Raw genomic sequence first — 22,798 nt, forward strand, 5'->3', positions numbered from 1 at the left:
ATTATTTTTAAGTTATATTACAAACTGAAATTTAAACCGAAAGAAACAGTTCTTGAGGTAGGATAAGGAATATACTCAATTGAACGTGATGGGTATGAATTGCTATTCTTATCTATATTTACCTCTGGATCAAAACCTGAGAACTTAGTAATTACGAATAAGTTTGTTCCGCTAACGAAAGCTGTTAAATTTTTAACATATTTTCCAGCATTACCAATATTGTAACGTAAGGTTACATTTCTAAGTTTCAAATAATCGCCTTTTTCTAAGAAACGCGTAGATGCAGCAGCCGAACTTTTAATACTTTCAGGCGAGTTATATGCTGCTAAATCGATATTTCTACCATTCTTTATTCCAGAAATATTAGTAACAGAAGTTGCTGTATTATTATAGATTAAAAAACCGAATGCGCCGCCAACGTTTAGAACTAAACTAAGTTTTTTGTATCTTAATGTATTAGTAAAGCCAACCAATGTATTTGGATTTGGGTCGCCAGCAAAAGTTTCTGAACCTGGGTCACCAATTTTTTGAGTACCATCTGCATTGTAACCTAAAAATGGTTTTAGATAATAAACATTAACAGGTTGTCCATTAGCAATAACTTGCGCAAGTGTTCCAGATACACCTTGTCCACTTACTTCAGCCGTTCTTACTAACAAGTTCAAGCCAGTATTAGGATCAGTAAAATTCTGTATTTTGTTTTTATTAAATGCTAGATTAAAATTTGACTCCCAACCAAAATCCTTCTTGTCTATAATGGTTGCACCAAGCGCAAATTCAAAACCAGAGTTAATTAATTCAGCATCTTTCAAATTAACAAAAGAAATAGAACTTGGAGCAGGCTGAATAGCTGTTGTTTGGAATAGAATATCTGTTGTTTTTTTGTTATAAAAATCAACCGTTCCATAAACTCTTCCTTTAAATAACCCAAAATTCAACCCTAGGTTAAAGGATTTTGTAGCCTCCCATTTTAAATTTGGATTACCATTGACTACTTGTGGTGCCCTATTGTTGGATGTGAAACTAAATTGCTCTTGAGAAGAGCCAGCTGGGAACTCTTGGTTACCAGTTAATCCGTAAGAAGCGCGTAACTCTAAGTTAGAGATTACTTTGGATGCTTTTCGTAAAAAAGTCTCGTTAGACATATCCCATTTAACGCCAACTGAAGGGAAGTTACCATATTTGTTATTAGCACCAAATTTGCTAGAACCATCACGGCGAATTGTTCCAGTAAGAGAAAATTTATCTAAATATGTAAATGTAGCTCTTGCGAAGTAAGATTGCAGTTCGGCTGTTGGGTTAGCAAAAGGTGTGTAAGGATCTTGCGTTTTTGCATTCTGGAAAATACTGGTATATAGAATTGGAATTCTTGTTGTATAGTCGAGGTTTGTTTTAAAACCTGTTGCACGTTGTGAACCACCAGAATAATCAGTCTTAAAGTACTCGTAACCTGCTAAGGCTTGCAATTTTAGATCTTTTGAAATTGCAGTGTTATAGTTTAGTGTATGAGTAATTGTTTGAGAAAATAATTGTGAATGTGCTATGTAACCAGCACCAATTCCAGAAACAGCTGCAATACCTGTAATCCAACCATCTAAATTTAAATCTCTTCTACCAGTACCGTAATTAGCACCGTATAGTAATTTATACTCTAAATTGTTAGTGATTTTATATCCAACTGTAAAATTGGCTAATAAAGAAGTTACATTACTTTTATCGTTGTAAGCATCATTAAAAGCTAAGGGATTGCCAGAACCATTTAATAAGTCATTGTAAAAGCCTTTTGCATCGCGTAATGCGTAGGTAGGATTCCATTGTAATGCAGAAGAAATAATATTACCTTCTGATCCAGCTGTATTAGAAACGCTGGTTAGTTGCTCGCCATAATTACCGGCTATTACACCAAAATCAAACGACAATCTATTGTCCAAAAATTTGTAACTACCACCAAAAGTTGCTAGATATTTATCTAATGCTGTTTTCTTTAAAAAACCTCTTGTAGAAGACGCAAGAAATGAAGCTCTAAATTTACCAGCTGCATTACCACCACTTAACGCTACAGAATAATTTTGTGAAAATGCATTTTGTGAAACTTCTTTTAAAGCATCAGTGTTACCACCTAAATCATATTTGCTATCTACTGCATACTTTTTCATTGCGGCTCTAAATTGGGTAGCATCTAATATAGCAAAGCGTTTCATGTAACCAGCATTAAAACTATTATTAATACCAGCTTCAATCTTCATAGAACCAGAGGCGCCTTTTTTTGTAGTAATTACAATTACACCATTGGCACCCCGTGCACCATAAATAGCCGAAGACGACGCATCTTTTAATACATCTATTTGCGCTATACTATTAGGGTCTATATATAGCAGTGGATTAGATGCAGGTGTACTACCAAATGGCCCACCTAACGTAGGTCTTGCTGTATTACCATCTAAAGCAACGCCATCAACAACATATAACGGATTGTTATTTGCACGTATAGATGAAGTACCCCTAATTTGAATAGTTGGCGCTGCACCTGGCTGACCACTAGTATTGGTAACTTCCAAACCAGCTACTTTATTTTGCAACAATTGGTCAGGGGCTAAAATAAGACCTTGGTTAAAGTCTTTTGCTTTTACCGATGCAACAGCACCTGTAACATCCTTTTTACTTGGTGTTGCGTAACCTAGTACTACAACTTCACTTAATTGATCAGAAGCTGCCGATTTTAAAGATACATCTACATTTGATTTACCAACAATACTTACTTCTGTTTTTTCGAAGCCAATAGAAGTAATAACTAGCTTAGTTGTGCCTGATGGTACGGTAATTTTAAAAGTACCATCGGCAGCAGTTTGTGTACCAGCTTTTCCGCTACCGCCTGTAGCTAATACAGATGCATTTGGTACAGCACTGCCGTCTTTTGAATCGGTAACCTTACCAGTTACCACTTTGGTTTGGGCTAAAGCCGCTGTTGAAAACAAAAGAAAGCATACATAAAAGATGCTTTTCACAAGTTTTTTGAGATTCATAATCGTCATTTGGTTTAAAGTGTTAATAGTACACAATCTAAAATGCCGACAAGATTAAAGTCAAGAAAGAGAAACCGAAAAAATATCTGAGGAATACTATTGGTGCGTAAGTATTAGTGCGTAGATATTTTCAAATGGCTACATATTTATGTCTTTAAGCTAATCGTTGGATAAAAGTAAACGTTAAAGAAATACTAATAACAGGGCAAAATGAATGAACTCGTCGCAAACGATTGCGAAAATATTTGCGGGGGAGAAATTGCTACATCAACTAGGCTTTGTTTGTGGTTTGTAGCTGCTAAATGTTTTCGAGAAAATTTACGTACTCATTAATAATTTAAAAGACCCAGATAGCATTGATTTAAAAATGAAAAAATACAATTATTATTTTGCCAATAAACTGACTCAGCAAGTAATTAAGGCTATAAAAAAGCCCTTGTAGATACAAAGGCCGTAATGAGAAAATCTACTGTACATTTTTTCGCTATAACTAAAACATATTGCAAATTTGCCACCACTGTGTTACAATATTGTAAATCCAATATCATCAAATTATTATTTTACAGTAATATACTAAAACAATAATTTTTCATGTTAACTTATTATTAATAAAAAACTTCGCTGTTCCATTACAAGCTATAACTCTATTTTTGTTCGAAATAACCTAACAACAAATGGGATTAAATAGTATTGGCAAATTGTTTATGCCGAAAAATAAAGTGTTCTACGAATTATTTGAGCAAGTGGCAGACACAGTGTACGACATGGGTGTTCAATTGAAAAAAGTAGTTGCAGAGCCAGATAAAGACAAACGTGCACCACTTATTAAACAAGTTGAAGATTTAGAACACAAAAACGACGATCACACACACAGAATATTTACAGAACTTGGTAGAAACTTCATCACACCATTCGATAGAGAAGACATTCACTACCTAGCAACTGCTTTAGACGATATTTGCGATTATATTTATAGTTCTGCCAAAAAAATCAACTTCTATAATCTTAACCCTAACGATTCTGGTATTCAAAAAATGGCAGACTTAATAGAACAAGGTTGTAAAGAAATTAAGATTGCTGTGTACGGTTTAAGAGACATGAACAACTTACGCCAAATGACCGAAGCTTTGGTAAAAGTAAACAGCATTGAAAACCAAGCTGACGACGTGTTTGACATGAGCATCGAATTACTTTTTGATACAGAAAATGACGCTAAAGAAGTTATTAAAAAGCGTGAAATCTATCAAGTAATGGAAGTAGCAACAGATAAGTGTGAAGATGCAGCCAATGTTATTGAGAGCATCATCATTAAATATGCGTAAGAACAGAATTTGCTAATTAGCCAATATGCCAATATGCTATTTTTTGATTCGTCATTAGCACATCAGCACATTAGCACATCATCTCATTAAAACATGCTTACCTTACTCGTTATAATTATTATTCTTGCATTCGTGTTCGATTATATCAATGGCTTTCACGATTCGGCAAACTCAATCGCTACTATTGTTTCAACCAAAGTATTAACGCCTTTTCAGGCGGTTTTGTGGGCTGCGGTTTTCAACTTTGTGGCTTTCTTTATTTCAAAATATTTAATTGGTGGTTTTGGTATTGCAAACACGGTTGCCAAATGGGTAAATCCTGAATTTATCAATCTACAAGTAATACTAGCAGGTATTGTTGCAGCCATCTGTTGGAACTTGATAACATGGTGGTTTGGTATTCCATCAAGCTCGTCTCATACTTTAATGGGCGGCTTTATTGGCGCGGCTTTAGCACATGCACATGGTTTTAGTAATGGCCACGCAGATGTTATTAATTACGCCAAAGTTGTACCTACATTTTTATTCATTTTCATAGCGCCTTTCATGGGTATGATTATTGCTTTTTTCATTACTATACTAATAGTGCATTTGTTTAAAAAATCAAATCCATACAAAGCCGATGGTTGGTTTAAAAGAATGCAATTAGTATCGTCAGCAGCATTCAGTATTGGTCATGGCGGTAACGATGCACAAAAAGTAATGGGCTTAATTGGCGCAGCCGTTATTTACTACGAGCAATCAATAGGCAGAACACTCACATTTAGCGATTTTGTGGTACAATACAGTTGGGTACCTTTTACAAGTTTCTTATGTATCGCCCTTGGCACACTAAGTGGTGGTTGGAAAATTGTAAAAACAATGGGTACAAAAATCACCAAAGTAACACCGCTAGAAGGTGTTGCAGCCGAAACAGCAGGCGCTATTACCTTGTTCTTAACCGAGCATTTTAAAATACCAGTTTCTACCACACACACCATTACAGGTTCTATCATTGGTGTAGGTGCTACCAAACGTTTAAGTGCCGTACGATGGGGCGTTACAGTAAATTTAATGTGGGCCTGGGTGGTCACAATTCCTGTATCAGCAGCTATGGCAGCCATATTTTATTACATCACAATGCTCTTTTTTTAAGAGCATTTTTTTTGTTGGTCATCGCTAGTACTACTATTTAACAGTTGTTGCGTCGCACACTGCAACGGTTTATTCGCTTATCAGCAATTTCCACCAACAAGCATATACTTATTTTTCTTATTTTTCCACCTCAATGAAAAAACTATGGCAAAGATTTTAGTTACTGGCGGTTGCGGCTTTATTGGCTCGCACACCATTGTAGATTTATTAGAAAATGGCTTTGAAGTTATCTCGGTAGATGACAATTCTCGCTCTACAAAATATGCGTTAACCGGCATCGAAAAAATCACTGGTAAAAGCATTAAAAACTACGAAGTCGATTTAAAAAATTTCGATGCCACAGAAGCCATTTTTAAAGAAAATACTGACATTTTAGGCATTATACATTTTGCAGCATTTAAAGCCGTTGGCGAATCTGTAGACAAGCCTTTAGATTACTACGAAAACAATTTATACTCGCTTATCAACCTTCTTAAATGCGTGAAGCAATACAATGTAGCACACTTTGTATTTTCATCATCTTGCACCGTTTATGGCAATCCTGATGCAATACCTGTAACAGAACAAACACCAGAAAAAAGAGCTGAAAGCCCTTATGGTGCTACAAAGCAAATGGGCGAACGCATCATTCTTGACTACTCAAAAATTGAAAATGCTTCTAGTATTTTGCTAAGATATTTTAATCCAGTTGGTGCACATCCTAGCAATCATATTGGCGAGTTGCCTTTGGGTAAACCAATGAACTTGGTGCCAGTAATTACACAAACTGCAATTGGTAAATTGCCGAAAATGATGGTGTATGGTAGCGATTACGATACAAGAGATGGTAGCTGTGTAAGAGACTATATTCATGTATGCGATATTGCACATGCACATACTTTGGCACTACAATATTTAATGGCTGGTAAAAACAAAACCAAGTGCGACATCTTTAATCTAGGGTCAGGCGATGGCACTACTGTTCTAGAAGCCATCAATACATTTGAAGCCATTAGTAATGTAAAGTTAAACTACGAAATGGGGCCACGTAGAAGCGGTGACGTAGTTGCCATTTATGCTAATAATGAACAAGCTGTTACAGGCTTAGGCTGGCAATTAAAATATGGCATTAAAGACATGATGACTACTGCTTGGGCTTGGGAACAAAAAGTAAAAGCAGAGAACGTTTTAGGATAGTTTAACCACATAGGCACATAGTAACAATAGATTTTTCAATTAATGAACAAGAGATATTGAAACTATGTGCCTATTTATCTATGTGGTAAAAAACTACAAATCAGTATACACTTGCTTTGCAAAAGCATCTAAGCTTGGGTCTCTTGCGCCCATTAGTAGCAATACACAATCATCTGTAAGATGTGGCTGTAACGCTGCAACCAATTGGTTTCTATCTTCTACAAAATAGGCATTTTTACCTTGCGCTTTAATATCTTCAATCAAATCATTAGCACTAATATCTTTTACAGCTGTACCGCCAGCGTAAAAAATTTCGCTCATCCATATTTCATCTTGGGGTCTTAAAGTTTTGCTTATTTCTTCTACAAAATCTTTACGTAAAAAGCGAGTAGGCCCATAACCATGCGGCTGAAACCAGGCAATCACTTTTGCAGCCAAAGGTTGAACACCAGCAATAGCTGCGGCAACTTTTGCAGGATTGTGTGCGTAGTCATCAATTACCCAAATATTGCCCTTTTTGCCAAGCACTTGGTTACGCCTGTAAATACCTTTATAGTGTGCAATTGCTTTACTACAAACCTCTAAACTTACACCAAGTTGATTAGCCACAGCTACAGCAGCCAATGCATTTTCCATGTTATGCTTACCAATGGCATTCAGCTTAAAATCAATACCATTTATTTTAAAACAAATACTCAATCCTTCTTGCAAAAAATCGGTTGCTTTGTAGCCAGCATTTGCATTTGTAGAAGAAAAATCTTGCGTTACACTTTGTGAAAAAGGCGCGGCCAATTCATGCGAAGCATTTACTACAAAACGTTGTGAATGGCTTTTAAATGTTTGAAATATAGTTTGCAGTTCGCTTATTTCTTTATGGTCTTTATCAAGATTTAATAATAGCCCAATTTCAGGATGATAGTTTACTATAGAGCCATCACTTTCATCCGCTTCTATTACTAATAAATCGCCTTTACCTACAAAAGCATTACCTATTTTACCTTGCTCTTGTAAGCGCACCAAACCTGCACCACTTATAATACTTGGCTGCAAACCTGCCACTTCTAAAATATCAAATAACATGGCAGATGTTGTGCTTTTACCACTTGTACCACCAACAGCTATCGTACGTTTATCATTACTAATTAAGGTCAATAGTTGTGACCTAGTAATGATAGGAATATTTAAGCTTCTTGCCTTCTGAATTTCAACATTTGTTTCTTCTACAGCAGTAGAAATAACTATCAATTGTGTTGCTTCATTAATGCCACTACCATCTTGTAAAAAACAAGTAATGCCTTCAGTTTCTAGCTTCTCTTTTGTGTCGTTCGGTTCACCCGGATGAAAATATCTATCGCTACCAGTTACTGTTTTACCAATACCTGATAAATATTGTGCAATAGCACTCATGCCTGTGCCTGCAACGCCTATAAAGTGTAAGCAATCAATCTTTTTCAAGTCATATTTTCCTTCAGTCATAATTTTATTTTATCATCATAAAAATCATTATTAATCAGCGGTTAAATTACTTCTTCAACCCACCAACCAATATCGTAATCATATTTTCTTCTAGTTCTTTACCGTTAATTTTCACCTTACTTCTGTGCCAACTTTCTATGCCACTTACTGCATGTAACAGAATTAAAACAGCTGTTGGCGCATCTATTTTTTTAATCTCTTTTTTGGCAATACCTTGCTCTATAATAGCTGCAAAACGCTTTCTAAATGTGCGTCTTTGACTTTGAAAATTTGATAAATAAGGCTCACTTAAATGTTTCCATTCTCTATCGCTCACATACACCTCATCATAATGCAACACCATGCCTGTTATTAAAAAACGTAACAACTTCTCTATCTTTTGAATACTGTTTGTGGGTTCAGCCTCAATTTCATCCATCGTTTGCATGTACCTATTTGCCACTTCAAAGCAAATGATATGCAGCAATTCGCTTTTACTATGAATATGGTTGTACAAACTTGCCGCCTCTACACCTACCACATCTGCTAGTTCACGCATACTTGCAGCTTTAAAACCTTTTTCTTTAAATAAGGCGGCAGCACTAGTAATAATCACCTCTTTTCTAGTGTGATTGCTATCGGTTTTTATTCGTCCCATAAGGTCAAAAATACACTAACACTCGTTAGCGCTAATGAATGTTTTACGTTAGTTTTAAATTTTTAGGGCAAATGGTATAGTTTCGCCGCTGTAAAAATCAATACAAACATAACAAATCAACAACTTATGTCTTTAGTAGTAGTAGGTTCTATGGCTTTTGATGCGATAGAAACGCCATTTGGAAAGAGTGATAAAATTATAGGTGGTGCAGGAACTTTCATTGCTTGGTGTGCATCCAATTTCGTACCAGTAAAACAGATAAGCGTTGTTGGTGGCGATTTTCCTCAAGAAGAATTAGACATTTTAACGGCTCGTAACGTAGCACTAGAAGGTGTTCAAATAAAAAAAGATGAAAAAACTTTTTTTTGGAGCGGCCGCTACCACATGGATATGAATTCTCGTGACACCTTAGTAACTGAACTAAATGTTTTGGCAGATTTTCAACCAGTTGTTCCAGACAGCTATCAAGATTGTGAGTTTTTAATGTTAGGTAATTTGGCGCCATCTGTTCAGTTGAGCGTTATCAATCAACTAAAAAATAAACCAAAATTAGTGGTGCTAGATACCATGAACTTTTGGATGGATATTGCTTTAGACGACTTAAAAGCTGTGCTGAAACATGTAGATGTATTAATGGTAAATGATAGCGAAGCAAGGCAGCTAAGCGGTGATTATTCTTTGGTACGTGCTGCGCAAAAAATTCATGAACTGGGGCCAAAATTCGTTATCATTAAAAAAGGTGAACACGGTGCATTGTTATTCCACGAGGATAAAGTATTTGCTGCACCAGCATTGCCTTTAGAAGAAGTATTTGACCCAACAGGTGCTGGCGATACGTTTGCAGGTGGCTTTATTGCGCACATTGCAAAAACCAAAGACATTAGTTTTGAAAACATGAAAACAGCCATCATTGTTGGTAGCGCAATGGCAAGTTTTGCTGTTGAAAAATTTGGTACACAACGCTTACGTGAAATTTCTGTGAGCGATATTCACGACCGTGTACAGCAGTTTGTACAGCTAGCTACTTTCGATATTAGCCTTGTATAATTTCTATTTATAAAAATAATCTTTACTAAAAAACACTTGCCTCGGTAAGTGTTTTTTAGTTTAAGCCAGTTTATCTGCGTTTATGTAATTAATCGCTGCTACTTTAGTTAAGTAGCTATATTTATCAAAACATTAAACTTCTTATTGCATGAAAAAAATACAATGGTTGCTTGCATTGCCGCTTGCATTTGCAGCAATAAATGGCTGTAAAAACAAAGCCACAACTACTCAAAAATTTATTGAAACTACCAATATGGATAGTTCGGTAAAACCTGGTGACGACTTCTTTTTATTTGTAAATGGCAAATGGATAAAGAATACCGAAATCCCTTCTACTGAAGCTGGTGCTGGTGCTGGTTTAGAGCTTTACAATCGTACTAAAGCCAACCTTAAAAGCATTTTAGAAGACGTGTCAAAAGGTGGGCAAAGTGCAGGTAGTATAGAACAAAAAGTAGGCGATTTTTATGCCTCAGGTATGGATTCTGCTACTATAGAAAAACTTGGCTACGAACCATTAAAGCCAACATTTGCAAGTATTGCAGCTATTAAAGATGCAAAAGGTGTCATGGGTTTTCTTGGCACACAACTTACCGAAAACAATGGCTTATTATTTCAACCATATGTTGCTGCTGACGATAAAAATAGCAGCATGAACATCTTAGTATTTTATCAAGGTGGCTTAGGTATGCCTGATAGGGATTACTATGTAAAATCTGACCCAGCAACAGTTGCTATTCAAAAAGCTTATCAAACCTATGTGCAAAACGCTTTGCAATTAACTGGTAGCGATTCTATAACAGCTATTAAACAAACGCAAGCCATTTACAACTTAGAAAAGCAAATAGCGCTTAGCCATAAAACCAATGTAGAACTAAGAGATCCGCAAAGCAATTACAATAAAAAAGCCATTGCAGACTTACAAAAAGCTATGCCTACGTTTGATTGGGTAACATTAACCAAAACACTAGGTGTAAAGGTTGATTCAGTGAATGTAAGTCAGCCTGCATTTTATGCCAAAGTAAACGAGTTATTAACTAGTACACCTATTGATGTATGGCAAGCCTATCTTAAGTTTCATACCATTAGCAATGCTGCCGCAGCATTAAGTAGCAGCTTTGTAAATGCTCGATTTGATTATCAAAAATCACTAACTGGCCAACAAAAAATAAAGCCACGTTGGGATAGAATGTATCGCATTACTGATGCCAACCTTGGTGAAGCATTAGGTCAACTATATGTAAAAAAATACTTTACAGAAGATGCTAAAAAACGCATGCTTGAACTAGTGAATAATCTTGGTTTAGCTTTTGAAAAAAGAATTAACGAGCTAGATTGGATGAGCGATACGACCAAGCAGAAAGCAAAAGATAAACTGCATGCTTTTTTAAAGAAAATTGGTTATCCTGACAAATGGCGTGACTACAGTAAAGTAACTATTGACAGAAGCAAATTCTTTGAAAACTTAACTGCTTGTGCCAAAAATGAATTTGCATACCAAATGAGCAAAGTGGGCAAGCCTGTAGACAAAACAGAATGGGGCATGACGCCACCAACCATCAATGCATACTACAATCCTACCTTTAACGAAATTGTTTTTCCTGCTGGTATTTTACAGCTTCCTTTCTTCAATCCTAATGCTGATGATGCCATAAACTATGGTGGTATTGGTATGGTAATAGGCCACGAAATGACACATGGTTTTGATGACCAAGGTGCACAATATGATAAAGATGGTAATCTTAAAAACTGGTGGGCTAAAAGCGATAGCGTACAATTTGTAGCTAAAAGTAAACGTGTAATTGATTTGTACAATAGCTTCACTGTGCTAGATACAATTCATGTAAATGGCGCATTAACTACAGGTGAAAACATGGCTGACATTGGTGGTATTGCTATTGCTTACAGTGCCTTTAAAATGACCAAACAAGGTCAAGACACTACAAAAATTGATGGCTTTACACCAGACCAACGTTTCTTTATTTCATTTGCCCAAATATGGCGCAGCAAAGAAAAAGACGAAAGCATGAGGCAGTCAATTAATACAGATCCACACTCACCACCATCATGGAGAGTTTTAGGACCTCTGATGAATTTCACACCATTTTACAATGCATTTAATGTAAAAGAAGGCGACAAAATGTTTAAGCCAGAAAAGGACAGAATAAAAATTTGGTAATCAATATTTTAAAAGCATCAACCACAAAAGTTGATGCTTTTTTATTTACTTTTAGGTTGTAAAACAAGTTAAAATGAAAGCATCATTTCAAAATGTAGTTTGGAAAGAGGATGAATTGTATGTAGCACAATGCCTAAATATAGATGTATCGAGCTTTGGTGAAACAAAAGCAGAAGCATTAAGCAATTTAGAAGAAGCTTTAGAGTTGTACTTTGAAGATGTTTCGTTTGATGAAGCCACTATTATTGAGAATCCTGAAATTATTTCTACAGAATTAGAACATGCCTAAACTATATTCATCAGACGATATTTTAAAAATGTTGCAGCGAAATGGGTTTCATTTCGTCTCACAAAAAGGTAGCCACATTAAATACAGAAAATTAGGAACCCCTACTCTAACAGTAATTATACCAGCTGAAAGAAAGGTTATCCCTAATGGAACGCTAACATCAATTCTTCGCCAATCGAATCTTACCAAACAAGATTTAGAAAAATAATTTTTGGCGTAAAACATTTTACCTTATACATTCGCATCGCAAATGACAACAATAAAGAACATAAAGAGCACTAAGAAACACATCCTAAACGGGAAGTAGCTTACCTTTTTATGTACCTTTAACAACATACTAAGAGCCTTCCCAAAACGGGGAGGTTTTTTTTATGCCCCCATCCCCTAAAGGGGTGAAATAAAAATCTTAAATTATTTTATTAACAAACAAAAACAAACAAAAATGAAAGTAGCAGTAGTTGGCGCCACAGGCTTGGTAGGTACCAAAATGTTGCAGGTTTTAGCAGAAAGAAATTTTCCAGTAACTGAGTTAGTACCAGTTGCATCTGAACGTTCTGTAGGTAAAGAAGTAGAATTTAAAGGCAATAAATACAAGGTGGTAAGTATGGATGATGGTATTGCTGCAAAGCCTGCTGTTGCTATATTTTCTGCTGGTGGTGGTACTAGTTTAGAATGGGCACCACAATATGCTGCTGCTGGCATTACTGTAATTGACAATAGTAGTGCTTGGCGCATGGATCCAACTAAGAAATTAATAGTACCAGAAGTAAATGCAGAAGTGTTAACTGCTGAAGATAAAATTATTGCCAACCCTAACTGTAGCACTATTCAAATGGTGGTGGCATTACAACCATTACATACCAAATACAACATTAAACGTGTGGTAGTAAGCACTTACCAAAGTGTTACTGGCACTGGTAAAGCAGCGGTAGACCAGCTATTTAACGAGCGCAAAGGTATTGAAGGCCCTATGGCTTACAAGTATCAAATAGACTTGAACGTGATACCACAAATTGACGTTTTCTTAGAAAATGGCTACACCAAAGAGGAAATGAAAATGGTGAAAGAAACTTGTAAAATAATGCAAGACGACAATATTAAAGTAACCGCTACTACAGTACGTATACCTGTAATAGGTGGCCATAGCGAAAGCGTAAATGTGGAGTTTGAAAATGAGTTTGACCTTGATGAAGTAAAGGCTTTGTTAAGCGCTGCACCTGGTGTGGTATTGCAACAAGATGATGCAGCACAATTTTACCCAATGCCTTTATGGGCACACGAAAAAGACGAAGTATTTGTAGGCCGCTTACGTAGAGATGAAAGCCAACCAAAAACACTAAACATGTGGATTGTGAGCGATAATTTACGCAAAGGCGCTGCTACTAACGCAGTACAAATTGCTGAGTACTTAACTGGTAAAGGCTTGTTGTAAAATGTAGGTTTTGAGTGAATAAAAAAACGTCGGTAGCGCATTGCTATCGACGTTTTTGTTCTTATTATCCTCTTTTGTAGCCCCATTCTAGTGCCACGCTTTCGTAAGTGTCTGGGTAATTACCTTCTAGCAAGTGCAACAGTGCTTGTAATACTTTTTTCACTTCGGCTTTTAATACATCCTTCTGCCCTACTATACCACTTATGGCTTGCTGATTATCGGTACTTTGTTTTAACGCTATTTTATAGTCTGCTTGCAACTGTGTCCAAAAGGCAGTGCCATATTCTTTAGTACCAAATCCATCATCTGCTATGCCTTTTAGTACCATCTCAAAGCTTTTTAAGCCCAATTGCTGATCTAGAGGTAATACATAATTGGTACCCACTTTTACCATGCCAAACCTGCTGTACTGCTTTATAGCAGCAGCTTTACCATCATATTTTTCTTCTAAATAGAGTTTTAGTTTTTGTATGCCTTTAGTCACTTTGGTATCTAGCTGGTCTAGTGTAGTGGCAAAAGACGTAACATTACCCCCACTTGCATTGCGCTTACCAATTATTTTGCCCAAATCGTCTACATCCTTGGCATAAGCTGCCTGTGTTTTCCAAAAGCAGATAAGTGTAGGCGTTGCCCCCCATTTAGTGCATACCTTATCGGCAACATCCCATAAGTTACCAATATCGCTAGGTATTAGGCTTTTTTTGTGCTTAGAAGTAGTTGTTGCAGGTGTAGTGCCGCCACCTGCTGCGTCTGGGCTAAACATTTTGTAAATACACATACAGTAAAAATTTGAATGGTTATAAAAATTATGAATGTAAAATAATACAACTAAACCATATAAAAAAGCAAGGCTCTTAAAATTTTGTTATATTGGGGTAAATGCAGTATCAATAGCCACCTATTTACAATAGTTAGGCTTATTTCTAGAAATAAACCCTAATTATAGCCATAGTTGCCCTTATTTCTGAAAATAAGCGGAGGTATTTACAATAGCTGGGCCTATTTCCGGAAATAAGGGGAGATATTAGAAATAGTTGAGGTGATTGCAGGAAATGAGAATCAATTTTCCCCCATTCATTCAATTTATATCGTAAGAAAATATTACAGTAAAAAATGAACATAGAAAGGTAGTTAAGCGAAGTATATTTGTTTAGCAACTATAATTTTAAAAATCACTTACTCTAATGAAATTAACGGAAGATGAAACAGTCAAATTGCTAAAATATTATCTTGAAAATAATGGATGGCATGTTGGTGACAAATTCTGCTTGGGGCAAAAACATGGAATTGACATTGAAGCGAGTAAAGGCAAATCTGTAATGCTTATAGAAGTAAAAGGGGCAAAGGCAAGTGACACAGCACCAACAAAAAAAAGAGAGTATTTTGATAGTGGGCAAATCAAAACCCACTTTGGAAAAGCACTTGTAAAAATGTTACATGAGAAATCACGTAACCCAAAAGCAAAATTAGCTATCGCACATCCTGACGACGATGATATAAAAAAAGCAATCGGACACCTTATTCCATTTCTTAAACAATTAGAGATAATTCATTTTTGGGTTTCTCAAAATCAAGTAATCGAAGAATAATATGAACCAAGAAAAATGTTATTATATCCTTCGTGCAAGGATAGTTTTTCAAAATGCGATTTCTGGAGAATTAAACTTCCAGAATATTGAACACAAATTTGAAAATGTAAACCCAATTATTGCAAGACAAGCTGTATTTAATGATTTTGATAACTATATACACGGCTTGCTTTTAGGGATTGGATTAACAGAGAGGGAGATAAAAAACATTTCAGATAAAGAAACAAGGAAGTATTTGAACTCATACATCGACCAAAAAACTCAAACTAAAGTAAATTTAAGAGATGAAGAAATCGAGATTCCTGATTATATTGGAAATGGTATTTGGGTAGAAATGATTAAAAACAAAGATCAACAAAACAAACTCACAATCCATTCTATTAATAACGACAGTTCTGATATGCCAAACCCACCAAGTTTGGTTGACTTACAAGAGGAGTTCGAATTTTACGAAGCCAATAACTACGACACAAAAGGATTCTCAAAAACTGTTTCTTACTTTGACATTGACGAGTATAAAGAAGGCTATACAGAGACAGCTTTAGGAGAACATAACATTTTAGAAACACCTTTTGACTGGACAGGTTACGACAAAGTATATTGGTGGAGCAAATCTTATGAAGAAGAAACTACTAAAGACAATGAAGGCAAATTAGAAAAAGATTTACTTCCACCGATGGAAATTGTTTTTCAAAAAGGTGAACATGAATTTGTGGAATTTAAACCAGGTTTAATAAATAGACCATCCTCTTCACGAAACATTGAATTCGAAATAGCAAAAACCATCTGTGCATTTTTAAATTCAAAAGGCGGCTATCTATTTATTGGAGTAGCAGATAAAGAGAAGAAAGTCTACGGCATAGATTTAATAAATATTTCAAAAGATGAATTTTTGCGTGAGTTTACAAGAATAAAGTCACATTATTTGCCCCCATCAATCGCATTTACTATTTATGGTGGCTTTTATTCAATTGATGAGAAGGATGTTTTTGTCATAACCGTATTTCCTAGTGAAAATTCCCCGATTTTTTTACACAGAAAAGATGAAAATAATAAAACAGTGAAAGAGTTTTATGTTAGAGCAGATGCTTCATCACGTCATATACATGATATTGAAGAATTAGTAAAGTATTGCAGAAACAAGTGGAGATAAACACAAACTAAGTCAAATTACTTCTCTTCGATAAAAGCCTAATAAAGTTATAAACGTAAAAGTGTGCGCAACAGGCGCTTAATAGTAATAATGACGCTGGTTACATCAATTTTTTCTACTTACTTCTACCCTTCTATACCTCTATTTATGAAATAAACTAGTGGCTGTATTTGAGCGCAGGCATCTACAATTTTTTGTACTAGCTTAGGGCTTGTTAAATCTGCATCGCTAATAGGTGTAGATACGATAAAGCTTTTAAGTTTTAAATATTCAATGGCAGGATTATATTCTTCGTAGCCTTTTGGTGCACGTTTTAGCAATACATCTTCACCATGTTCTAAACCACCAAAGGTTTTTACAAATGCTTTGTTGGTAACAATCTCTTTAAACTCATCTAGGCAATAGTCTATTTCTTGGCGTATCTTTTTAAGTTCTGGTGCCATAGGCATCCACATACCGCCTGCTATAAAACTTGCACCTGGCTCTAGGTGAAAATAATAGCCTGCAAGCTGCATTTTTTTACCGCCTTTGCTAAAACCTGCACCCATATTGGTTTTGTAAGGGTCTTTATTTTTACTAAAACGCACATCTCTATTAATACGAAACGTACAATCTTTTGGTTGTAACAGTGCCAAAGTCTCATCATTGGCCACCAAACCTTTTAATACGTGGCTTACTAATTGCAGATAATCGGCTTTTGCAGCTTCGTACAGTTTTCTATTGGCATCAAACCAATCTTTATGGTTGTTAAGCTTTAAATCTTTTAAAAACTGTATGGTGGTTTTCTGAATCATAAATGCAGCATTTGTATTTACACAACAACAATAATAACACAAAAGGCTATAAAAAGTTAGTTGTTGGCATGATAAGTATCATGCAATTATCTGTTGTAAGTCAACCATTAGCACCTACAAACGGAGCAATTTTACATCGTGAAACAAAACATGAAACAGACAAGCATTATGACGAGATTACAATGTACTGCTGGATTACTAGGCATGTTATTAATACTACTTTTTGTGAGCCCTGCAACAGCGCAGGTAAACTATACTGCAAGTGGTGTTTCTATCAAAGTATCTGGCACTTCTAATTTGCATGACTGGGACGTAAAATCATCTACAGCTACCGTATCTGCTACTATTGCTGTAAGCCCAGCAGGTGTTATTACCGCATTATCTGCCCTCAACTTTATTACCCCTGTAAATGCCTTAAAAAGTGAGCACAGTGGTATGGACAAAAACACTTACAAAGCTTTAAAGAAAGATGCTAACCCAAACATTAGCTTCTTACTAAAAACTGCAACTGTAACTGGTAACACTATTAAATGTCACGGTGTACTTACCATTGCTGGCAAAGGGGTAGAAACAGATGTATTTGTATCTTATAAAGTAAATGCAGATAAGACTATTACTGTAACAGGCACTAAAACTATTAATATGCTTGATTATGGTGTAGAGCCACCAACTGCATTATTAGGCACTATTAAAACAGGTAAAGACATCGTTTTAAACTTTACAGTGATAATGAAATAACCAACCAATTTTCTTCTTGAATTAATTTATTTAAGTAACAACAAAACAGAACAATTATGAAAACGCTTATTAGAAAATACAGAGCGGTGCTGCTATTAGCAACCTTTATTTTACCATTATTAGTAATGGCACAGCAACCTAAAATAGCCAATTTTAGAGCTTACGATAAATCAGGTATCAATGTATTTGAAACATCTAAAGCAGATACAGCAAAATTTGATGGCTTGAAAGTAAGATGGGGCGCAGGTTTTACCCAACAATACCAAAGCTTAACACACGAAAACACAGCCTTAAACAATACTGGTTCAACTTTAGTAACTGCTGGTTCTAACAAATTATATCCAATTGCCCCAGGCTTTATGACTGCACAAGCTAACTTGTATATGGATGTACAATTGGCAGATGGTATTAAACTAAACGTAACTAGCTACTTATCTAGCAGACACCACAATGAAACGTGGGTAAAAGGTGGCTATATCCAATTTGATAAAGTACCTTTTAAAGGTCAGTTTTGGGATGACTTTATGAAAATCGCCACTATCAAAATCGGTCACTTTGAAGTGAATTATGGTGATGCGCACTTTCGTAGAACCGATGGCGGACAAGCTTTATACAATCCATTTATGGAAGGAAACATTGCAGATGCCTATGCTACAGAAATTGGCGGTGAAGTGTACTTGCAAAAAAACGGTTTCTTAGGTATGATTGGCGTAACCAATGGTATGATTAAGGGCCATGTTGATTCAGTACTTGCAACTGTACAAGATGATAATACGAATAGAGCACCTTCTATTTACCTAAAAGGAGGTGTAGATAAAAAACTAGGTGACCTACTAAGAGTAAGAGTAACTGGTAGCTTTTACCACAATAGTAGTTCTGCTGGTAGTGGTTTAACCCTTTACGGTGGCGACCGTACAGGTTCTAACTATCAAGACGTAATGGAAAAATGGGTTGCCAGTGGTGGAGGTACTTCTGCAGCTGCTGCCCCTGCTTCTACAGCCATAGCATTCTCTGGTAGATTTAACCCTGGCTTTAGCAAAAAAGTAGATGCCTTTATGTTGAATGGCTTCTTAAAAGTGAAAGGTTTAGAACTATTTGGCACATTTGAAACTGCTAGCGGTAGAACTAAAACAGAAACTGATAACCGCAAAATGACACAACTTGCTGGTGATGCAGTGTACAGAGTAGGTAAAGCAGAAAATGTGTTCTTTGGCTTACGTTACAATACTGTAAAAGCTGCACTTGCAGGCGCTACACAAGATGTAACAGTGAACAGATTTGCAGTTGCTGGTGGCTGGTTTATTACTAAAAATGTGATGATGAAAGCAGAATATGTAAACCAAACTTATAAAGACTTTGCTGTAACAGATTACAGAAATGGTGGTAAATTCAAAGGCTTAGTTATTGAAGCTGTTGTAGGATTCTAATCGTTATTTCTTATAACTTTAAACAGTCAGAATGAAGCTTCATTCTGACTGTTTTTATATTTAGCCAAAATTATTTGCTAAAAATGCGTGTAAAAATGTTAGCAATACGATTTTTTGTCTACTGGCAATTGCTTTGTCAACACACATTTGCGCAGCAAAAAGCAAATACTACCAAATGGGTGGTACAAGGTGGTGGCTCGCTAAAAGTAGATGGCTCTACTAATATTAATAAATTTACTTGCCGCATTATTAACTACAATACACCCGATACGCTTACCATTACTCATAATAAAGATATTAGCTTGCCAATGGGTGGCAAAATAAGCCTAGATATTGCAGCTTTTAATTGTGGTAATCCGATAATGACAAGCGATTTACGCAAAAACCTCAAGTACAAAGATTTTCCTAAGCTTATTATTAACTTTATTTCGCTTAGTAAATTACCGGATCCCTCAAAACCCAATGCAGATATTACGGGCTTGGTAGATATAGAACTTGCGGGGGTAAAAAAACGCATTTTGGTAAGCTATAGTTTTACTGCTTTTACCAGAGATAATTTTCGCCTTACAGGCAAAAAAGATGTGAACTTCTCAGATTTTAACCTGATACCACCAAGAAAGCTAGGCGGTATGATAAAAACCAACGAAAGATTAGACGTAGAATTTGAATTAACGCTAGATACGTTATAGTTTAACCCGTAGAGACGAACTGCGGTACGTCTCTATGGGTTAATTTTTGCAAATAATATACCCGCAATGGTGGCTTGAAGCGCACCATATGCAAACCAACTACCAATCATTACTAAGGTTACATCTAGCGCACTGTAGGTAATCCACATAACTGGCAACATAGCTACTAAGCTAAATATAACACCAAACTCAAGACCTCTTAACACCATATTGCCTTTTATAAGGCTTTTAAAGCGCTCCCAAAACCACGAGAGTGAGAAGCTAATTACAAATGCATGGCTATAAAAAAAGGCATCTCTACTACCATCAGAATTAAACAATGGGTTATTATAGTCAACAAAAAATGCTGGAAAGAATTTGATGGACAAAAACAAACCTCCATAGCTTACTATAAATAATAACACGCCAGCTAATAAGCCACAGGTAATAATTTTTTTAAGCATAATGGTAGGTTTTTAAGGTGCTAATTGTATGTTGTAAATTTACTAAAACTATACCTGCTGATTAGTATTAACTAGCGCTAAAAACTCATCTTCACTAATTATTTTAATGGTGTTAATTTTTTTTGCTTTTTCTAGCTTACTACCTGCATCTTCACCTACTACCAAGTAGTTCAATTTGCTACTTACGCCACTTACTATTTTGCCACCTTGCTGTTCTGCTAAAGCCTCAGCATCATTACGTTTTAGCTTATTTAATGTACCGGTAAATAAAAATGTTTGCCCCGCTAAACCACCTTCTGCAACAGCATCTTTTTTAGTATTTACGAGTTGTAAGCCAAGCGCTTCTAATTGCCTTAGCATAGCAATATTTTTCTCATTACTAAAGTATTCAAAAATGCTTTTAGCCACTTTTACACCCACATCATCTAGCTGTTGTAAATCTTCTTCTGTTTTACTAGCAAATTCAAAAATGTTGCTCACATAATTAGCCAAAACTTTAGCTGTGGTTTCGCCCACAAAACGAATACCCAAACCATAAATTAATCGATGCAATGGCTGTGTTTTAGAGGCTTCTATGGCAGCTTTTAAATTATCGATGCTTTTTGCACCAATACCTTTTTGGTTAGCCAACTTATCAAAATCTAGCGTGTACACACTTGGTATGTCTGTAAGCAAACCCATTTCGTAAAAGCGTCTCACATTAGCTTCGCCAAAGCTTTTTATATCCATGGCATCTTTACTCACAAAATGAATAATTGCCAGCATTAATTGTTCTGTACAATCAGCATTTACACAGCGCCACACAGCTTCAGCTTCATCTTTAATTAGCGGTTGATTACATGATGGACATTCTTTTACAAATACAATAGGCGCTTGCGAACCATCACGCAATTCTGGTAAGCTTTTTACAATTTGCGGTATTACATCGCCTGCACGTTCTATTACTACAGTATCATTTATTTGTAAATCTTTCTCTTTAATATATTCTTCGTTATGCACCGAAATACTACTTACCGTAACACCACCAACTTGTACTGGATCTAGCTTAGCAACAGGTGTAACTGCACCAGTTCTGCCCACTTGAAACTCAATACCACGCAGCTTTGTAGTGGCTTGGCGTGCTTTAAATTTAAAAGCAATCGCCCAACGAGGGTGGTGGGTAGTCATGCCTAATTTATCTTGCAATGCAAAGTCATTTACCTTAATTACCATACCATCAATTTCGTATGGCAAGGTATCTCTCAAGGCTTCAAACTCATTTACATATTGTATTACAGTCTCAATACCTTGTACTACTTTCTTTTCTTTTTGAGGGGAACGAAAACCCAAATTCCAAAGTAGTTGCAGAGAGCCAGAGTGAGAAGCCCCCCCGCCCCCCAAAAGGGGGATTTCAGAATCAGTTTTAGCTACCCCATCATTCACTATTGACGACTGACTATTGACATAATAGCTAACATGATACAAAAATGCTTCTAAATTTCTCTTGGCAACTTCTTTAGGGTCTTTCATTCGTAAGCTACCACTTGCAGCATTACGAGGATTTGCTAATGGACTTAAACCTTGTGCAACTAAACCTTCATTATAGGTATCGAAAGCTGCTTTAGTCATTACCACTTCACCTCTAATTTCTATTTGCTGAATACCATATGTAGAGAAATTAGCCGATAAAGGAATAGAACGGATTTGCTTGATATTGGTGGTAATATCATCACCTGCTACACCATCACCACGAGTGGCTGCACGCACTAGCATATCATTTTCATAAATCAACGAAATACTTGCCCCATCAAACTTTGGCTCTACACAATACTCAATATTATCAAGGCTAGACAGTTCTTTCACTTTTCTATCCCAATCGAGCAAATCATCAGCATTGTAACTATTGTCAAGGCTAAGCATTGGCACCAAATGCTGCACTGTTTCAAAGCCACTGTTTAAACTTGTACCTACCCTTTGTGTTGGTGAATCTTTTGTAATAATTTCTGGATGCGCTTTTTCTACAGCTTCTAACAGCTTGTATAATTGGTCATATTGCCCATCACTTATAATTGGCTCACTTAGTACATAATAACGGTGTTCGTGAAAACGAAGCACGTTGCGTAAATCTTCTACTTCAGGTAATACGGCTTCAGTATTGGTAAGCATTTGCAAGAAATGCTGTGTACTTTCTTGGTAATTGAGAATTTGAGAATTGCTGTACATAGTTGCTAATAAAACATAAAGATAATTGTAGCAAAGGTTATAGCATATTTT

Annotated in this window: 20 protein-coding genes; 13 read left to right on the forward strand and 7 right to left on the reverse strand. The window is 36.0% G+C overall.

Annotated features, from left to right (window positions below; all coding sequences use genetic code 11):
* Window positions 1-17: 17 nt before the first annotated feature.
* Entirely contained in the window at window positions 18-3,023 is a 3,006-nt protein-coding gene (locus tag ACT9TX_RS07230) for a SusC/RagA family TonB-linked outer membrane protein (RefSeq protein ID WP_481337596.1), read from the reverse strand.
* 674 nt (window positions 3,024-3,697) lie between these two features.
* Between ACT9TX_RS07230 and ACT9TX_RS07235 the strand changes: the two genes are divergently transcribed.
* From ACT9TX_RS07235 to galE, 3 genes are all read left to right on the forward strand, one after another.
* A complete protein-coding gene (locus ACT9TX_RS07235; RefSeq protein WP_481337597.1) occupies window positions 3,698-4,345 on the forward strand; it encodes a DUF47 domain-containing protein in 648 nt (215 codons plus the stop codon).
* Window positions 4,346-4,438: 93 nt separating this feature from the next.
* Complete coding sequence (locus ACT9TX_RS07240; protein WP_481337598.1) at window positions 4,439-5,479, forward strand: inorganic phosphate transporter; 1,041 nt, start codon at window positions 4,439-4,441, stop codon at window positions 5,477-5,479.
* Between the two features lie 144 nt (window positions 5,480-5,623).
* Window positions 5,624-6,655: a UDP-glucose 4-epimerase GalE gene (gene galE, locus ACT9TX_RS07245; RefSeq protein WP_481337599.1), complete on the forward strand. Its 1,032-nt coding sequence runs from the start codon at window positions 5,624-5,626 to the stop codon at window positions 6,653-6,655.
* 93 nt (window positions 6,656-6,748) lie between these two features.
* Here galE and ACT9TX_RS07250 read toward each other — a convergent pair whose 3' ends face one another.
* Window positions 6,749-8,131, reverse strand: coding sequence for a UDP-N-acetylmuramate--L-alanine ligase (locus ACT9TX_RS07250; RefSeq protein ID WP_481337600.1), 1,383 nt, complete (start codon window positions 8,129-8,131; stop codon window positions 6,749-6,751).
* A gap of 46 nt (window positions 8,132-8,177) precedes the next feature.
* Window positions 8,178-8,768: a TetR/AcrR family transcriptional regulator gene (locus ACT9TX_RS07255; RefSeq protein WP_481337601.1), complete on the reverse strand. Its 591-nt coding sequence runs from the start codon at window positions 8,766-8,768 to the stop codon at window positions 8,178-8,180.
* Window positions 8,769-8,894: 126 nt separating this feature from the next.
* Between ACT9TX_RS07255 and ACT9TX_RS07260 the strand changes: the two genes are divergently transcribed.
* The 5 genes from ACT9TX_RS07260 to ACT9TX_RS07280 all read left to right on the forward strand — a co-directional run bounded on the left by ACT9TX_RS07260 (window position 8,895) and on the right by ACT9TX_RS07280 (window position 13,712).
* A complete protein-coding gene (locus tag ACT9TX_RS07260; protein ID WP_481337602.1) occupies window positions 8,895-9,815 on the forward strand; it encodes a PfkB family carbohydrate kinase in 921 nt (306 codons plus the stop codon).
* 148 nt (window positions 9,816-9,963) lie between these two features.
* Window positions 9,964-11,991 carry a M13 family metallopeptidase gene (locus tag ACT9TX_RS07265; RefSeq protein WP_481337603.1) on the forward strand — a complete coding sequence of 676 codons (2,028 nt, stop codon included), beginning with the start codon at window positions 9,964-9,966 and terminating at the stop codon, window positions 11,989-11,991.
* Window positions 11,992-12,064: 73 nt separating this feature from the next.
* On the forward strand, window positions 12,065-12,280 hold the full coding sequence (locus tag ACT9TX_RS07270; RefSeq protein ID WP_481337604.1) for a type II toxin-antitoxin system HicB family antitoxin: 216 nt from the start codon (window positions 12,065-12,067) through the stop codon (window positions 12,278-12,280).
* Window positions 12,273-12,488 (forward strand): type II toxin-antitoxin system HicA family toxin, encoded by a 216-nt coding sequence (locus tag ACT9TX_RS07275; protein ID WP_481337605.1) that lies wholly within the window; start codon window positions 12,273-12,275, stop codon window positions 12,486-12,488. The genes ACT9TX_RS07270 and ACT9TX_RS07275 overlap by 8 nt, the downstream gene beginning before the upstream one ends.
* 234 nt (window positions 12,489-12,722) lie before the next feature.
* On the forward strand, window positions 12,723-13,712 hold the full coding sequence (locus tag ACT9TX_RS07280; RefSeq protein WP_481337606.1) for an aspartate-semialdehyde dehydrogenase: 990 nt from the start codon (window positions 12,723-12,725) through the stop codon (window positions 13,710-13,712).
* 64 nt (window positions 13,713-13,776) lie between these two features.
* Here ACT9TX_RS07280 and ACT9TX_RS07285 read toward each other — a convergent pair whose 3' ends face one another.
* Window positions 13,777-14,490 (reverse strand): hypothetical protein, encoded by a 714-nt coding sequence (locus ACT9TX_RS07285; RefSeq protein ID WP_481337607.1) that lies wholly within the window; start codon window positions 14,488-14,490, stop codon window positions 13,777-13,779.
* A gap of 406 nt (window positions 14,491-14,896) precedes the next feature.
* Here ACT9TX_RS07285 and ACT9TX_RS07290 point away from each other — a divergent pair, with 406 nt between their 5' ends.
* Together ACT9TX_RS07290 and ACT9TX_RS07295 are read left to right on the forward strand one after the other, a co-directional pair.
* Window positions 14,897-15,301: a hypothetical protein gene (locus tag ACT9TX_RS07290; protein ID WP_481337608.1), complete on the forward strand. Its 405-nt coding sequence runs from the start codon at window positions 14,897-14,899 to the stop codon at window positions 15,299-15,301.
* A 1-nt stretch (window position 15,302) separates the two neighbouring features.
* On the forward strand, window positions 15,303-16,454 hold the full coding sequence (locus tag ACT9TX_RS07295; protein ID WP_481337609.1) for an AlbA family DNA-binding domain-containing protein: 1,152 nt from the start codon (window positions 15,303-15,305) through the stop codon (window positions 16,452-16,454).
* A 125-nt stretch (window positions 16,455-16,579) separates the two neighbouring features.
* Here the strand turns inward: ACT9TX_RS07295 and ACT9TX_RS07300 are convergent, their stop codons facing one another.
* A complete protein-coding gene (locus ACT9TX_RS07300) occupies window positions 16,580-17,248 on the reverse strand; it encodes a DUF2461 domain-containing protein (RefSeq protein WP_481337610.1) in 669 nt (222 codons plus the stop codon).
* 168 nt (window positions 17,249-17,416) lie between these two features.
* Here ACT9TX_RS07300 and ACT9TX_RS07305 point away from each other — a divergent pair, with 168 nt between their 5' ends.
* The 3 genes from ACT9TX_RS07305 to ACT9TX_RS07315 all read left to right on the forward strand — a co-directional run bounded on the left by ACT9TX_RS07305 (window position 17,417) and on the right by ACT9TX_RS07315 (window position 20,102).
* Window positions 17,417-17,986, forward strand: a complete 570-nt coding sequence (locus ACT9TX_RS07305) for a YceI family protein (protein WP_481337611.1) — start codon at window positions 17,417-17,419, stop codon at window positions 17,984-17,986.
* 56 nt (window positions 17,987-18,042) lie between these two features.
* Window positions 18,043-19,413, forward strand: a complete 1,371-nt coding sequence (locus ACT9TX_RS07310; RefSeq protein ID WP_481337612.1) for a hypothetical protein — start codon at window positions 18,043-18,045, stop codon at window positions 19,411-19,413.
* 95 nt (window positions 19,414-19,508) lie between these two features.
* Window positions 19,509-20,102, forward strand: coding sequence for a YceI family protein (locus tag ACT9TX_RS07315; RefSeq protein ID WP_481337613.1), 594 nt, complete (start codon window positions 19,509-19,511; stop codon window positions 20,100-20,102).
* 32 nt (window positions 20,103-20,134) lie between these two features.
* Here the strand turns inward: ACT9TX_RS07315 and ACT9TX_RS07320 are convergent, their stop codons facing one another.
* The gene (locus tag ACT9TX_RS07320) at window positions 20,135-20,545 is read right to left on the reverse strand and encodes a hypothetical protein (protein WP_481337614.1); all 411 of its coding nucleotides are present in this window, start codon (window positions 20,543-20,545) and stop codon (window positions 20,135-20,137) included.
* 48 nt (window positions 20,546-20,593) lie between these two features.
* Window positions 20,594-22,747 carry an NAD-dependent DNA ligase LigA gene (gene ligA / locus ACT9TX_RS07325; RefSeq protein ID WP_481337615.1) on the reverse strand — a complete coding sequence of 718 codons (2,154 nt, stop codon included), beginning with the start codon at window positions 22,745-22,747 and terminating at the stop codon, window positions 20,594-20,596.
* Window positions 22,748-22,798 lie beyond the last annotated feature (51 nt).

It is taken from the genome of Parasediminibacterium sp. HNIBRBA5674 (assembly GCF_056745525.1).